Annotated in this window: 6 protein-coding genes; 4 read left to right on the forward strand and 2 right to left on the reverse strand. The window is 72.4% G+C overall.

Annotated elements, in window-relative coordinates:
* Positions 1-142: 142 nt before the first annotated feature.
* On the reverse strand, positions 143-5,602 hold the full coding sequence (locus OOK41_RS20335; protein WP_266266329.1) for a carboxyl transferase domain-containing protein: 5,460 nt from the start codon (positions 5,600-5,602) through the stop codon (positions 143-145).
* A 547-nt stretch (positions 5,603-6,149) separates the two neighbouring features.
* On the opposite strand from OOK41_RS20335, the gene OOK41_RS20340 reads away from it, so the two are divergent.
* The 3 genes from OOK41_RS20340 (at position 6,150) to OOK41_RS20350 (ending at position 9,908) form a co-directional block, all read left to right on the forward strand.
* Entirely contained in the window at positions 6,150-7,334 is a 1,185-nt protein-coding gene (locus tag OOK41_RS20340; RefSeq protein ID WP_243639376.1) for an RNA ligase RtcB family protein, read from the forward strand.
* Positions 7,331-7,945: a peptide chain release factor H gene (prfH, locus tag OOK41_RS20345; RefSeq protein ID WP_117667307.1), complete on the forward strand. Its 615-nt coding sequence runs from the start codon at positions 7,331-7,333 to the stop codon at positions 7,943-7,945. Before OOK41_RS20340 ends, prfH begins: the two co-directional genes overlap by 4 nt.
* A gap of 136 nt (positions 7,946-8,081) precedes the next feature.
* Positions 8,082-9,908: a glycoside hydrolase family 15 protein gene (locus OOK41_RS20350; protein ID WP_266266330.1), complete on the forward strand. Its 1,827-nt coding sequence runs from the start codon at positions 8,082-8,084 to the stop codon at positions 9,906-9,908.
* Between the two features lie 133 nt (positions 9,909-10,041).
* Here OOK41_RS20350 and OOK41_RS20355 read toward each other — a convergent pair whose 3' ends face one another.
* Complete coding sequence (locus tag OOK41_RS20355) at positions 10,042-13,185, reverse strand: GH92 family glycosyl hydrolase (protein ID WP_266266331.1); 3,144 nt, start codon at positions 13,183-13,185, stop codon at positions 10,042-10,044.
* Between the two features lie 652 nt (positions 13,186-13,837).
* Between OOK41_RS20355 and OOK41_RS20360 the strand changes: the two genes are divergently transcribed.
* Positions 13,838-15,682, forward strand: a complete 1,845-nt coding sequence (locus OOK41_RS20360; protein ID WP_266266332.1) for a hypothetical protein — start codon at positions 13,838-13,840, stop codon at positions 15,680-15,682.
* Positions 15,683-15,731: the final 49 nt, after the last annotated feature.

Genomic DNA, 15,731 nt, shown 5'->3' on the forward strand with positions numbered 1-15,731 from the left:
CTCGGTAGGTGCGTGGCGACGACTCTGATCGAGCACCGCACGCGACCGGTCGGCCGTTCGCATGCGGTGCTCGATCAGGCCGTCGCGGTGTTCCCCACTGCACGTGGCGCGACGGTCGCCTGGTCCACGGCAGTGGACCGGACTAACGCAGACGCGACTCGATGGCCTCGATGATCCGCGGGCGCAGTTCCGCGGCGCGGATGACGGCGTCGACGGAGCCGACCTCGACCGCGCGCTGGATGTTGTGCACGCGGTCGAACTCCGTGGCCACCTCACCGAGCTTCTCCGCGCGGACCGACGAACGGATCTCGTCGAGCTCGGCGGTCAACGCGGCGCGGTCGGCGCCGGAGGCGATCGCAGCGCGGGCCTCCAGGTCCCGCAGGCGCGGATCGGCCGCGGTCCGGGCGTTGACGTCGCCGGAGAACACCACCGCGGCGGCCGGAGCACCGCCGAGCACCGAGGCGAACGAGCCCTCCAGCGCGAGCACGGTCATGTTCGGGTTCAGCGCCTTCGAGAACACCACGAACGCGCCACCGTGGTACCGCGAGATCACGCAGAACACGATGGGCCCGCGGAAGTTCACGATCGCGCGGCCGATCTCGGCGCCGTACTCCAGCTGTAGCTTCCGCATCGACTCCGGGGACCCGTCGAAGCCCGACAGGTTCGCCAGCACCACCAACGGCCGGTTGCCGCTGGCCGCGTTGATCGCCCGCGCGGTCTTCTGCGACGACCGCGGGAACAGCGTGCCCGCGGTGTAGGTGTCCGGGCCGTCGGTGGGCGGGAAGCCGCGCCGCGGCACCGACCGTGACTCGATGCCGAGCAGGCACACCGGCATGCCACCGAGATGCACGTCCTGCACCACCGCGGTCTCCGCGTCGGCCATGCCCGCCCAGCGTTCCAGCACCGGGTGGTCCTGGTCGGAGAGCGCCCGCATCACGGTCCGGATGTCGAACGGCTTCTTGCGGTCCGGGTTGGCCTCGGCGGAGAAGATCTCGCCGACGGTGCTGAAGTCACTGCCCGCCACGACATGCGGGAAGTCGGAGATGTCGCGGTCGACGGGGTCGGTCGTGGTCGCCCGCCGCGGCCCCTGCTCGCCGGGGGCGACGTACGTGTGGTCGTAGTGCGACATCAGCACGTCCCGCGCGGCGGACAGGTTCGGCGCCCAGTACTGCGCCTGCCCGTTCGGCCCCATCACCCGGTCGTAGCCACCGATGCCGAAGTTGTCCTCGGCCGACACGCCACCGGAGAAGTCGAGCGACTGCTTGCCGGTGAGCACCATCGCCGAGTCCGGCGTCATCACCAGGATGCCCTTGGTGTGCATGAGCATCGTCGCCTCGGCGTTCCAGTACGGCTGCGCGCCGACGTTGATGCCCGCGACCACGATGTTGATCTCGCCACCGTCCTGGGTGAACTCGACGATCCGCTTGAGCGCCGCGGCCACCCAGTCCATGTTCTCCGTGCCGGACCCCATGGAGATCCGCGCGCCGGAGGACAGCGCGTACCACTCCAGCGGCACCCGCATCCGGTCGGCCAGATCCAGCGCGGCGATCACCCGGCGGCACTCCGGCTCCGACAGCGCGCCGAGCGACTTCGTCGGGTCACCGAGCAGCACGACCCTGGTGACGCCCTGTGGGTGCCACCGGGTCGGCGTGCTGACCACACCCGCGACGATCGCCGCGGTGTTGCGTCCCTTCGGGCGGGCGACCGGCACCAGCGCGTGCTCGTCGTCGAGGTCGTACTCGACGAAGTCGCCGAGCAGGCCGGTCAGCTCGTACGGGTACACCGTGTTGCGGCTGCTCGCGCGCAGCACCTTCTGCCGGTAGTCGTCGAGGGGCTCGACCGGCTCGTCCGACGGCTCGCCGACGGTCAGCTCGCTGCCGCCCGTGGCGTCGAAGGAGATACGCACGGCGATCTTGGTCAGCTCGCCGGTTTCCCGGTCGCGCTGCCGCGCGATGAACAGGATCTCCTCCAGCCCGGCGCCCGCGGTCGTCGGCAGCACTCGCCCGGCGATCATCTCCAGCTCCGCGCGGGTGAGGTCGCTCGGCGGCCAGACGTAGATCACGATCCGGTTGGTGTTGACGCGCTTCTTCGACGGTCGCCGCGACTGCGCGCGGCGGATCGAGTCGAGGCAGGTGGCGACGGTGTCCTCGGCGGTCGGCAGCGCGACCAGCCTGCCATCGTGCTCGCGCAGCTCGGTCAGGTCGCGTACCTGCGCGAACGCGACGAGGCGGTCGTCCGACGGGTTCTCCCGCGCCACGCACTGGAAGAGGTAGACCTCCTCGTCGGACGACGGCAACCGGGTGAGGTCGAACTTGCTCAGCCGCTCCAACTGCATCCGCTGCGCGATGTACGGATGCAGACCGCGGACCAGCCGTTCCTCTACCATCCCGGTGGTCGACGGGCGGAACGTGAAGTGGTGGTGCATCACCGCGCCGCTGCGGCCCGCGACGGTGGCGGTGAGTCTGCGGACCTGGCCCGGCAACGGGTGCGCGCTGACGACCTCGTGCAGCGCGGCGGCCATCGCGTCGGTGTCCTCCGGCTGGTTCTCCCAGGCGAGATAGATGTCGGCGTCGAAGACGTCCTCGCCGCTCGCCAGCTCCCCGAGCCCGCGCAGCGCGGCGCCCAGCGCCTCGAAGCCCACCGCCGAGGAGACCACGCACGAGCCCGCGCGCTCGGCGACCACGAACGTGCAGCCCGCGACCTCGCTGGTGCGCACGCCGGTGAGGCCCTTGTTGCCGTAGTACCGCCGGGTCAGCACCTCCAGCATGACCTCGTTGCCGAGGTCGGCGCGGATCAGCCGCTGGCCGAGCAGCCGCACCAGCGGCTCGGTGCTACGCACCATCTCGGCGATGCGCTCGGCACGGTCCGGCGCGTCCGGGTGCGTGTCCAGGTGGCGCAGGTGCTTGCGGACGCTGGCGTAGACGCTGGCGCGGTTGCGACGCAGCAGCGGCTGGGCGAACCAGCCGAACACCACGCCGCGCGCGAGGTCGGAGATCACGGGGAAGCGCACCTGGGTCGCGGCCACCAGCCGCTCCAGCGCGAGGCCGGCGGGCTCGCGCAACGCCTCGTCCGGCGGCGGCTCCCGCAGCCAGGCGCGCAGCAACGCCGTGACGACCGCGGCGTCGGTGGACGCGCGTTGCTGGGCGAGGAAGATCCGGAACACGGCGGCATCGAGTTCGGGGGAACGCTCCAGATCGGTGACGCCGTAGTGCCCGAGCGCCTTGGCGAGCTTGGCCTGGAACGCCTCCGGCAGCCCGGCTCGCTCGACGTCGAGGCTCTGCAGGTAGGTGTGGAAGTACTCGCGGGCGCTGTGCAGGTGACCGTCACCGCCGCCGTCCTCACCCGTCGGCCGGTTGCGGCTCAGCTCGGTGAGGTCGGCGAACATGTCGACGAGTTCGAGCTCCGCGGCCAGCGGCCGGTGACCGTCCGCGATGGCCGCCCGGCGTGCCGCGAGGTAGTCGTCGAGCACCCGGCGTTCGTCGTGCGGGTCGACGTCGAAGCCCAGCAGCAGGCTGCGCAGGTCCTCCTGGCCGCGCCTGGTGCGGGCCCGCGCCGGGATCTCCCGGGGCGCGGCGGGCAGGTCCAGCTCGACGGACTCCCCCGCCGGGTCGCTCTCCGCTTCGGCGTCGGCGAGCGGCTCCAGCCGCACCAGCGGCGCACCGGCCTCCACCTGGCTGCCCACGGACACGGCGCATTCCTTCAGCCGCGCCTTGAACGGTGCCCGCAGCACCGTCTCCATCTTCATGCTCTCCAGCACGAGCACCGGCGCGCCCGCCTCGACCTCGGCGCCGACCTTCAGCGGCGTGGCGACGACCAGCGCGGGCATGGGCGAGCGAACGACGCCACCCTCGTCGCGGCTGACCCGGTGCGTCACGCCGTCCACCTCGATCAGGTGGATCGGCCCGTGCGTGCCGGTGAGCAGCCGGTACCGGGTGCCGTTGACGACGACCTGCCCGGTGTGCCGGTCGAAGCGGTCGAGCTCGACGTCGGCGGTGCGGACGTCGTCACCCGCCTCGACGCCGACGCGGAACCGGTGCGCGCCGACCCGCGCGACCCGAACGCGGTAGCCGACGCCCCGCAGCTTGAGGTCCAGCGGTCGGCCGCTCTCGTGCTGCACCTGCGGGCGTCCGCCGAACGCCGTCGACAACAGCCGCTGCCGCTCGACGCGCTCTTCCTCCTCGTACGCCTCGATGGCGGCAGCCGCCAGCGCGACGGCCGAGTGCCGGTGCGAGACGAGCCGGCCCTCGCCCCGGACGCGGTCGATCCAGCCGGTGTCCGCGCTGCCGTCGATGACCTCGGGCTGGTCGAGCAGGTCGAGCACGAAGCTCTTGTTCGTCGCGCCACCCTCGATGATCACCGTGGTCTGCGCCATCGCCCGGCGCAGCCTGCCGAGCGCCTCGTCGCGGTCGCGGCCGTAGGCGATGATCTTCGCGATCATCGAGTCGAAGTCGGCGGGGATGGTGTCGCCCTCGCTGACGCCGGTGTCCACGCGGATGCCCGGCCCGGCGGGCAGGGCCAGCCGGGCGATGCGGCCCGGGGACGGCGCGAAGTCGCGGTCGGGGTCCTCGGCGTTCAGGCGGGCCTCGACGGCGTGGCCGCGCTCCACCGGCGGCTCGCCGTCGAGCCTGCCGCCGGCGGCCACGTGCAGCTGCGCCTTGACCAGGTCGAACCCGGTGGTGGACTCGGTGATCGGGTGCTCGACCTGCAGACGGGTGTTGACCTCGAGGAACGCGAACAGCTCGTCGCCGGGGTGGTAGAGGAACTCGACCGTCGCCGCGCCGCAGTAACCGACCGCGACGGCCAGCCGTTCGGCCGACGCCTTGAGCTCGGCCGCCTGCGCGGGGCTGAGCACCGGCGACGCCGACTCCTCGATGACCTTCTGGTTGCGTCGCTGCACCGAGCAGTCGCGGACGCCGAGCGCCCACGCGGTGCCCTGACCGTCGGCGATCACCTGCACCTCGACGTGCCGGGCGCCGGTGACCAGGCGCTCCAGGAACACGATGCCGCTGCCGAACGCCCGCGCTGCCTCCTGGCTGGTGCGCTCGTAGGCGTCGGCGAGCTCGGCCTCGTTCGTGATCACGCGGATGCCGCGCCCGCCGCCACCCGCGGTCGCCTTGAGCATCAGTGGGTAGCCGACCTCGGCCGCCGCCGTCAGGGCGGCGTCCAGGGTCTCGACCGCACCGCGGCTCCACGGCGCGACCGGGACGCCGACCTCCTCGGCGATCAGCTTCGCGCCGATCTTGTCGCCGAGCTTGCGCATGGCATCCGCGCTCGGTCCGACGAAGGTGACCCCGACCCGCTCGCACAGCTCCGCGAACCTCGGGTCCTCCGCGACGAAGCCCCAGCCGACCCACGCCGCGTCGGCCCCGGTCTCCACCAGCGCCCGCTCCAGCACCTCCAGGTTCAGGTACGGGCGCGCGGACGCGGGACCGAGGTCGTAGGCGATGTCGGCCTCCCGCACGAACGTGGCGGCCCGGTCGACGTCGGTGTGCAGCGCGACGGTCTCGATCCGGGTCCCGGTCTCCGCGGCGATGTCCCGTACAGCGTGGATGAGCCGCATGGCGGCCTCACCACGGTTGACGATGGCGACACGACTGAACACCCGACCGAGCCCTTCTGTAGACCAACGATGCGCCGGGACACGGCGGTCCCGGCAGTATTCACCCTTCCGTCTCCCGGCTGGCGACGCCATATCGCAGATTGCGCATCCTGCACGGCCTCAGTTGTGGGAAACCTCCAAAGGTCGTTGTCCACCCACGCCTGACCAGGGCCTGGGTGGACGGAACGGCGACACCTCCCGCCGCGGGCAAAATGTGACGCGGGACACAACTTACGGGATGCCCTGCCCGTCCCTTGGCGGGACCCCGGTGGGCGCGCCGGCCCATGGTGGGCAACCGGGGCGCCTGCCGCGGGGTTCCGATCCCGCGAGCCCGACTCCCCTCGGCTCGCGGCCCGGTCGACCTTGATCGAACGCCCCGCACGGCCGAAAAGCGCTTGCCGCGCGCGGTGGGCTCCGCGAAGGTGATGTCCATGACGTTCTGACGGACAGCACCCCCGTTGCCCCACGGCCGCACGGCGCCGACCCGCGCCGTCGTGCCGTCCGTCCATGACCACTTTCAGCGAAGTGAGCGTCGTTGTCTCAGCCACCCTTGCGGCGGGCGGCCCTGCCGCAGCCCGCCCCGGCCGCCGGTTCGGCCACCGTCACCGTGTTCGCCTCCCCCACGAGCTGGATCGAGTCCGACGCCCTCGCGCAGTGTCACCAGGTGGCCGCCCTCGACGGCATGATCCACGTCGCCGCCATGCCGGACCTGCACCCCGGCAAGGGCGCCCCCATCGGCGCCGCCATGGCGTCGACCGTGTTGTACCCGTTCCTGGTGGGCTCCGACATCGGTTGCGGTATCGCCGTGTTCCCCCTCAGGCTCAAGCGGGCCGTGCCCGAGCGGCTCGCCGCCCGGTTTCCCGACCTCGACCGCGCGTTGGACCCCGCGCAGGACGCCGACGACCCCGCCTGGGCCGTCATGACGGACGACGTACCCGCCGGTCACGTCGAGGGACTCGGGACGGTCGGTCGGGGCAACCACTTCGTCGAGCTGGCCCGGATCGGCACCGTCTTCGAGCCGGGCCACGCGAGCCGGCTCGGGCTCGCCGCCGGTGACCTCGTGCTCGTCGTCCACAGCGGTTCCCGGGGGCTGGGCGAGCGGATCCTGCGTGCGCACACCGAGGTGCACGGCGCGGGCCCCGCCCCGGATCCCGCCGCCTACCTGGCGATGCACGACGACGCCGTACGGTGGGGCTCGCTCAACCGGCGGCTGATGGCCGCCCGGGTCGCCCACGCCCTGGGGACCGAGCCCACCGAGCCGATCGTCGACGAGTGCCACAACCTGGTCGAGATCCGTGACGGGGTCTACCTGCACCGCAAGGGGGCGGCGCCGGGCGACGGCCGCGACGTGCTCGTCGCCGGCACCCGAGGCACCCCTTCCTACCTGGTGGCCGCCCACTCCGGGCCGGGCGCCAACCACTCGGTGGCGCACGGCGCGGGCCGGAAGATGTCGCGCGCCGACGCCCTGCGCCGGGGCCGGGCCAAGCACACGGTCGAGGAGCTGCGCCGCACGCCGCTGGGGTCGCTGGTGGTGTGCGGCGACCGCCAACTGCTCTTCGAGGAGGCACCGACGGCCTACAAGCGCATCGAGCAGGTGATCGCCGACCTCGTCGACCACGAACTGGCCACGCCCGTGGCCACCACGGTCCCCCTGGTCACCTACAAGACGCCCGACCTCGGGTCGACGCCCCCACGCGACCGCCGGGACCACCGCCGCAGGCGGGGCCGGCCGTGAGCGTCCACCTGCTCGTGTCGGCCGGACGCGGCCCGCAGGAGTGCGCCTGGGCGCTGGCCCGGCTGCTGCGCCGCCTGGAAGCCGACGCCGTCCGGCAGAGCCTGACGACCCATCGGACGCACACCGTGCCCGGTGACCGGCCCGGCACCTACCGGTCGGTCCTGGTCCGGATCTCCGGAGCCGGCGCCGAGACGTTCGCCGCCTCGTGGACCGGAACCCTGTGCTGGCAGGCCCCCAGCCCCTACCGGCCCGGCACCGGACGGAAGAACTGGTACGTCATCGCCCGACCGTGCCAGGTCGACACCCCGCGCACGACGTTCGCGGAGGCGGATGTCGACATCGTCGGCTGCCGCACCGGCGGCCCCGGCGGTCAACACCGGAACAAGGCCAGCACGGCGGTACGGGCGACCCACCGCCCTTCGGGGATCGTCCTCGTGGTCGACACCGAGCGGCAGTTCAGCCTCAACCGCCGCATCGCCGTGCGGCTGCTGCGACAGCGCATCGAGCAGGGCGACGAGACGGCAGGACGCGCCGTCACCACCGCCCGCTGGCGCGTCCACGACGAGCTCGTCCGCGGCAACCCCACCCGCGTCGAACGCCCGGAGAGGTAGCGACAACACCCGGTCGCGCGGGTCGTCGACGTCACCCGGGTCCCGGCGGGCACGGCGGCAGACGGTCCGGGATTGAGGGCGGGCACAACGGGTAGCCGGGGCACGACGGACGCACCCGCGGTGAGAGGGACGGCGCATGACGGACACCTTCCCGGCCATCGACGCGTACGCGTTCCTCTCCGACACACACTCGGCGGCGCTGGTCGGTCCGGACGGATCCGTCGACTGGTTCTGCGTGCCCCGATTCGACGGGCCCAGCGTGTTCGGTCGGCTGCTGGACCGGGAGCGCGGCGGGGCCGCGCAGATCACGGTCGTGGGTGCCGGCGCCGCCCAACGCCGGTACGTCCAGGACACCCTCGTGCTGGAGAGTCGCTACCTCACCGACGAGGGCGCGGAGGTGCTGGTCCACGACTTCCTGGCGGTGCGTCAGGGCAGCCGCGACGAGGTGCCGATCGTGGCCGAGCGACGGCTGGTGCGCTGCGTACGGGTGGTCTCCGGCTACGCGATGGTGCGCTTCGTCGTGGACGCCCGACCCGACTACGGGCGCGGTCCGGGGCGCTGGAGGGCGCAGGGAACCGGCCGGTGGCGGCTGCCCGAGTTGAGGCTGCTGACCAACGTGGCGTTCCGCCAGGAGGACGACCGGCTGCTGGCCGACGAACTCGTCGGCCCGGGTGAGTTGCGGACCTGTGTGTTCGGTTACGACGGCGCGACCGAGTCGGATCTCGAACCGGGCGACGGGGAGCGGATCTTCCGCCGCACGTGCGACACCTGGCGCGACTGGACCGCGCGGGCCGCCTACGACGGGCCCGGCCGGGAGCAGGTGCTGCGAAGCGCCCTGGTGTTGCGCGGGCTGTCCTTCGACCAGACCGGCGCCCTGCTGGCCGCGGCGACCACGTCGCTGCCCGAGAGCTTCGGCGGTGTCCGCAACTGGGACTACCGGTTCACCTGGCCCCGGGACGCGGCGCTCGTGGTGCTCGCCCTGTTCCGCCTCCGGCACGCCCAGGAGGGGGGCCGATTCCTGCGTTTCCTGCTCGACGCGGCGGCCGACGACCCGTACCTGCCGGCGATGTTCGGCATCGACGACGTCCGGCGACCCGAGACGAGGCTGCCGCACCTGCGCGGGTACCGGGACTCCCGGCCGGTGCGCGTCGGCAACGAGGCGTTCGACCAGTTCCAGCTCGACGTGTACGGCCACCTCCTCGACGCCGCCCTGACCTACCACGAGCTGAGCGGGGGGCTCCCGCCGGAGGGCTGGGAGCGGCTGCGGCACTGGGTCGAGGACGCCCTGGGACGCTGGCGCGAGCCCGACCACGGCGTGTGGGAGATCCGCAACGTGCCCCGGCACTACGTCAACTCCAAGGTGATGGCCTGGGTCTGCCTCGACCGGGCGATCCGGCTCGCCGAGCACTTCGACGACGACCGTGACCTCGCCCGCTGGCGCGCCGAGCGGGACGAGGTCCACCGTCAGGTGATCGATCGCGGCTACGACGAGCGGCTGGGCTGCTTCGTGCAGGCGTACGACTCCACCGCCCTGGACGCCGCGGTGCTGCGCCTTCCGCTGGTCGGTTTCCTGCCGCCCGAGGACCCGCGGATCCGCTCCACCATCGACGTCATCCACCGCCGGCTCGGCGACGGCGTGGCGCTGGTCCACCGGTACGACACCCGCGAGGTCGACGACGGCCTGCCCGGGAGCGAGCCGGGCTTCCTGCTCACCTCGTTCGAGATGGTCTCCTGCCTGGCGTTGACCGGCCGGCGGCGGGAGGCGCAGCAGGCCTTCGACTGGCTCTGCGCGCGGGCCGGCGACCTCGGACTGTACGCGGAGGAGATGGCCGGTGACGGGACGGCGACCGGCAACTACCCCCAGGCGTTCACCCATCTCGCGCTGATCGAGGCGGCGCTGCACCTCGACGCGACCGGGCGCGAGGACACGCTCCACAAGTGGGCCCGGGTGCCCGAGGCGTGAGCGGTCCGCGGCGCCGGCCGCGAGGCGGGGCTCCCGCGCCCGGGCGGCGGATCGCGGCCCGGGCCGGGAGTGCGTCGTCCACGAGGACCTGGCCCTGGCCGGCCACCGGACGCGGGCGGCCGGCCGGGGAGGGTCAGGTTCCGTAGACCTCGACCTCGTAGAGCCGGGCGGCGGTGTCGGTGGTCTGGGTGGCGGTGCGGACGTTCACCCGCACGTACCGGGCGTCGGCCGAGACCTGGTGACTGGTGATGTCGGCGGTGTTGCCCCTGACCTGTGCCACGGTCGTCCAGGTCGCGCCGTCGGTGGACAGTTGCAGGTCGAAGTCCCGGGTGTTCCACGCGCGGTCCTCGCCGCCGGCGCCGGCGTGGTGGACGACGATCGACTGGACGCGGTGGCCCGCGCCGAGATCGACCCGCAGGGACCTGGTGCCGCCGTTGGCGCACCACTTGTCGGAGCCGCCGCCCGAGGTGCTGCCGTTGACGGCCTTCTCGGGCCCCTCGCTCGCGGCGCACTGGGCATCCGTGGTGGCCGGGCGATTCAGCGCGAGGTTGGCCTGGTTGTTCGTGCCGTACACCTCGAACTCGTCGATCCGGGCCGCGTTGTTGCCGTTGTTGGTGGGGCTGGTGATGGTCAGCCGGACGAAGCGGGCCGGCGCCGCGAGGATCGGGTGGTGTGTCCGGCTCGCCCGGTTGCCGGACACCGTGGCGCGGGTCGTCCAGGTGCTGCCGTCGGTGCTGGTCTGGATCGTGAAGTCACCGGTGTTCCAGCCGGTGGTCTCACCGCCGAGCCCGGCGTGCTTGACCACGAAGGAGCGGATCGTCTGGTTCGATCCCAGGTCGACCTGGAGGAACTTGGTGCCGGTGGCGAGGGAGCACCACTTGCTGGCGCCGCCGAGTCTGCTGTCGAACGCCTTCTCGGGGCCCTCGGTGGCGTTGCACGCGGCCGAGCCGGTGGCCGGCCTCCCGGCGGCCAGGTTGGGGCCCAGTTCGGCGGCGGCGGCCGGCGGGGTGGCCCCGTCGTCGAACGACGGCGGCGCGTCGGCGGGGTCGGTCCCCCACGACGAGGGCGAGGCGCCCATCGTGTACGACAGTGTCGCGCCACCGGCGAGGTCGCCGTAGCGCAGCCAGGTGCGCTGCGTCGCCGAGCCGTCCCGGGACAGGCTCTGCACGTACTGGTTGCCCTGCCCGGCGTTGGTGGCGTCGATCCGCAGGTCACCGGTGGGCCGGTCGACCAGGATCGACGGGAAGACCGGGCCGTGCAGGGCCAGGGTGTCCGCGCCGGGCGTGGGCGGGTACATGCCGAGCGCGGACCAGACGTACCACGCCGAGGTGGCGCCCAGGTCGTCGTTGCCGGGCAGGCCGCCGGCGCCGGTGGTGAACGACTCGTTCATGATCCGCCGGACCGCCGCGCTGGTGCCGGCCGGCGCGGCGGCGAAGTGGTAGGCCCACGGCACGCCGTGCTCCGGTTCGTTGCCGATGTAGAAGTACGGCTGCGACTGGCCCCCGTTGGTCTGGGTGAAGTGGTGGTCGAGCCGCTGGATCGCGGTCTGCCGGCCGCCCATGAGGTTGATCAGGCCGCCGAGGTTGTAGGGGACCATCCAGGTGTACTGCGAGGCGTTGCCCTCGACGTAGTTCGACTGGCTGGCGGGGTCGAGCGGCCACGGCCAACTGCCGTCGGCGTTTCGCGGGTGGACGTAGCCGGACTCGGTGTTGAACACGTTGCGCCACCACTGGGCCCGGGCCATGTGGGTGTCGTACGTGGCCGTGTCCCCCAGGGCCCGCGCGAACTGGGCGACCGCGAAGTCGCTCGCGGAGTACTCCAGCGAGTCCGAGGGGTCGCCGTCGATGTAGTGGCGCTGCACGTAGCCGCCCTGCCGGCCGCGGATCGGGCTGCCCTGGGTGGTGCCGCCGGCGGAGCTCCTTTTCATCAGCTCCAGCGCGGCGGCGGTGTCGAAGTCGCGGACACCGAACTGGTAGAGGCTGTCCACGATGATCGGGCCGGGGTCGCCGGTCATGACGAAGGCCTCGTTGGTGTTGTGCGACCACTTGGGCAGCAGGCCGCCCTGCTGCCCGTCGAGCACCATCGACTTGGCGATGTCGGCCGCCTCCCCAGGCGCTATGAACGCGATGAGCGCCGCCCAGGACCGGTAGACGTCCCAGCCGGAGTAGTTCTGGTAGACGGGGTGGCTGGCGGTGCGGATCACGTTGTCGAAGCCCCGGTACTGCCCACTGACGTCGTTGGACACGTTGGGGTTGATGAAGACGCGGTACAGCGCGGTGTAGAACTTCTGCAGGTCGGCGCCGGAGCCCCCGGTGACCTGCACCCGGTTGAGCACGCCGTTCCACTGCTCGTCGGCCCGCGCCCGCAGCGCGTCGAAGTCGAAGCCTGGCTGCTCGCTGACGAGGTTGGCCTGGGCCCCCGCCTGACTGACGAACGAGATGCCGACCCTGACCTGCACGACCGGGTTGCTGGACGTGTCGAAGGTCAGGTACCCGCCGGAGTTCGTGCCGCTGGTGCTGGTCGACCCGGCGCTGACCGTACCCCCCGACCAGGTACCGACCCCGGACGGTGCGCGGTCGAACTCCATCCGGTAGAAGATCTGGTAGGTCTTCGAGCTGCCACAGAAGCCGCCGCCGGTGACGCTGCCCGTCACGGATGATCCACTGATGGTGATCGAGCCGTTCCGGTTGCCGGTGGCGCTGCGGCTGGTGTTGACCAGCACCCGGGCGGCGGCGGTCGACGGGTAGGTCAGCCGGAGGGCGACCGTGCGCGTGGTCGCCGTGGCCTCCACCCGGGTGTTGCCGTAGTTGCTGAGCACCGCCTGGTAGTAGCCGGGGCGGGCCTGCTCCTGGCTCTTGGTCTGGGTGGCCCGGTAGGACGTCCAGGACGTCCCGGGGGAGGCTCCGATGGCGCCGGTGATCGGCAGGATGCCGAGATCCTCGTTGTTGGCGCAGCCCGCCCCGTTGAAGTGGGTGAGGCTGAACTCCTCGATCTCGGTGTCGCTGTGCCGGTACCCGGAGGGTGAGGCGGTCGGCGTGTCCGGGCTGAGCTGCACCATCCCGAAGGGCTGGACCGGGCCGGGAATGGTGCTGCCACCGGCGCCGCCACCCACCGGGTTGGGCGCGTTGCTGTCGTCGGTGCCGATGAACGGGTTGACGTACTGCGTGAGATCGGCCGCCGCGGCCTCGGCGGGTGGGGTGACGGCTACGACGACGAACGTGGCGGTGACGGCGGTGGCCAGCAGGCCGAGCCGGCGGGACGGGCCTGGTCGATGCATGCTCCGGATCCTCCCTGTGCGTGGGGTGGCGCCTTCGGTGACGACCTTTCCATCCATAGCTGTCGATTATTTGTTCTAGGCTCCGAACTCTCGGCTGTCAATGACGCGGGGCGGCGCGCCCGTCCGCGTCGGGGGCTTGTCGCGCACGTGTCTCCGCCGTTAATTTAGATAGCCAACTATCAACTCCTGATATGGCGAATTGTGCGCCAATCAGGGACTTGGGCCGAAGGACAACTCATGGGACAGCCCCGGGCGGGCGCCTCGCGGAGGCTCCCCTCCCCACCGTGGCCGGCACCGGCGACGCGGTGCTCGCGGTCCCCGGTGCGCGGGCCGTGGCCAGCGGCGACCGGGTCGACCGCCGGGTGGACCCACCGGTGCTCGGGCTCCGGCGCGAAGACAGCCGTGACCGTCCTCGGTGGCCCGCACACCGGCTGGCCGCTGGAGGTGCGCCATGGCGGATGACCCGACGGCGGGAGAGCACGGGTCACCCGCGCACCCGCGCGGTCACGGAACCGCGACGCGATCACCTGGCGGCCCCGAGGTCCACGCCCCGGCGGTCAGCGGGCGGCTGGTCCGGCCCGCCGTGCCGCAGCCCGAACAGACGGGTGCGTCCGAAGCCGGCCGAGCTTCCGGGCCGGGCCGCTCCGCCAGGGTGACGAAACGACTGGCGAACCTGCTGGACGCGGACCGCGGCGGGCGGCCCGGCGGCAGCGGGGGCGAGCCGCCCCCGGCCGCTGATCGGACCGCGTGGTGGTGGTTGCGCCACGAGTGGACCCTGGCGGTGCTCGCCGGGCTGCTACTGGCGGTGGTCCTCACCTGGCCCACGCTGCGCCACCCGTGGACCACGATCCCCGGCGACCTGGGCGACCCGACCCTACAGGCGTGGCAGGTCGCCTGGTCCGGGCACGCGCTGCTCACCGATCCCCTGGCGCTGTGGCACTCCAACACCTTCTTTCCGGAGCGGTACACGTACGCCTACAGCGACACGTTGCTCGGCTACGCCCCGGCGGGGCTGTTCGTCTCCGACCCGCAGGAGGCGGTGCTCCGGTACAACATCCTCTACGTCCTGTCGCACGCCCTCGCCTTCGTCGGAGCGTACGCGCTGGTCCGGCAGGTGGGCGCCCGCCGGATCGCGGCTGCCGTGGCGGCTGTCGCGTGGGCGTACGCCCCGTGGCGGCTGGCCCACAGCGGGCACCTGAACATCCTCTCCATCGGGGGCATCGCGTTGTGCCTGGCCATGCTGGCCCGGGGACATGGCTGGTCGTTGCGGGACGGGCACCAGCCGCAGCGGCACCGCCCGGGCTGGGCGTTGGCCGGCTGGTTGGTCGCCGCCTGGCAGGTCAGCCTCGGCTTCGGCATCGGCCTGCCGCTGGTCTACTTCCTGCTCGCCGGGTGCGTGGTGGTCGCCGCCGCCGTCGGCTGGGTCCGGCTGAGGCGCGGCCGGTACCTGTTCGGCCGCCGGCTGCTGCTGGCCGATCTCGGCGGCGGCGCGGTCCTCGCCGCGACGTGTGTGTCGATCGGTTCGGTCTACCTGCGCGTCGTCGACCAGAACCCGCAGGCCGAGCGGGATCTCGCCTGGACCAGGTGGCTCTCGCCACCGCTGCGGGGATACGTCGTCGCGCCCGCGGACTCCTGGCTCTGGGGAACCCGGCACACCTACGCCCGGGCCCAGTTGTCCTGGGCGCCGGAGATGGCCCTGTTGCCCGGGGTGACGCTGATCGTCCTCGCCGCCCTGGGCCTGGCCTACTCCAGCTTCCGGCTCCGCCATCGGGTCCTGCTCGGCCTTGGCGTGCTGGTCAGCGGCGCACTCGGACTGGGCAGCAACCTGGGCGCCGACGGGGATCCGGGGTACCTGACCCTGTCGAGACTGCTCCCCGGCTGGGACGCGCTTCGCACCCCGGGGCGCATGATGATCTGGACGAGCCTCCTGCTGGCCATTCTCGCCGCCGGGGCGATCACCGCGATCGGCGACGACATGGCCCGGGCGGCTCGGGGAACGCCAGACGAGAGCGCCGACAACCCGAAGGTGGCACCGACCGTCCGGCCCGGGTGGCGCGTCGCACGGGTGGCCCTGGTGTTGCCCCTGGCCCTCGTGCTCGTCGAGGGCGTCAACCGCACCCCCCATCCCGAGGTGCCCAGAGCGCCGACCGCGCTGCGGTCGGCCTCCGCGCCGCTGCTGGTCCTGCCCAGCGACGGCCTGCTGGAGCTGAACATCATGCTGTGGTCCACCGACGGCTTCCCGCAGGTCGCCAACGGCCTCGCCGGCTTCGTGCCCACGAGCCAGCAGCGGACCCGGGAGATCACCGCGGCGTTCCCCGACCCGGCCAGCGTCGCGTACCTGCGGCAGGTCGGCATCCGGTCCGTCGTGGTCCTGCCCGACCGCCTCGCCGGGACCGCCTGGGACGGCGTCCCCAACCGACCGGTGGACGGACTGGGCATCACCCGCGACGAGGTCGACGGAGCGTTGGTCTACCACCTCGACCCCTCGACCGGATGACAACCGGCCGCCCACACCACCGGACCGCCACGCGGATGAAGCAGTAGAT

The sequence above is a fragment of the Micromonospora sp. NBC_01655 genome (assembly GCF_026339755.1).
Classification (GTDB): Bacteria; Actinomycetota; Actinomycetes; order Mycobacteriales; family Micromonosporaceae; genus Micromonospora.

Coding starts and splice junctions, on each gene's coding strand:
- OOK41_RS20350 (WP_266266330.1), top strand. CDS start 8,082: ATGACGGACACCTTCCCGGCCATCGACGCGTACGCGTTCCTCTCCGAC.
- OOK41_RS20355 (WP_266266331.1), bottom strand. CDS start 13,185: ATGCATCGACCAGGCCCGTCCCGCCGGCTCGGCCTGCTGGCCACCGCC.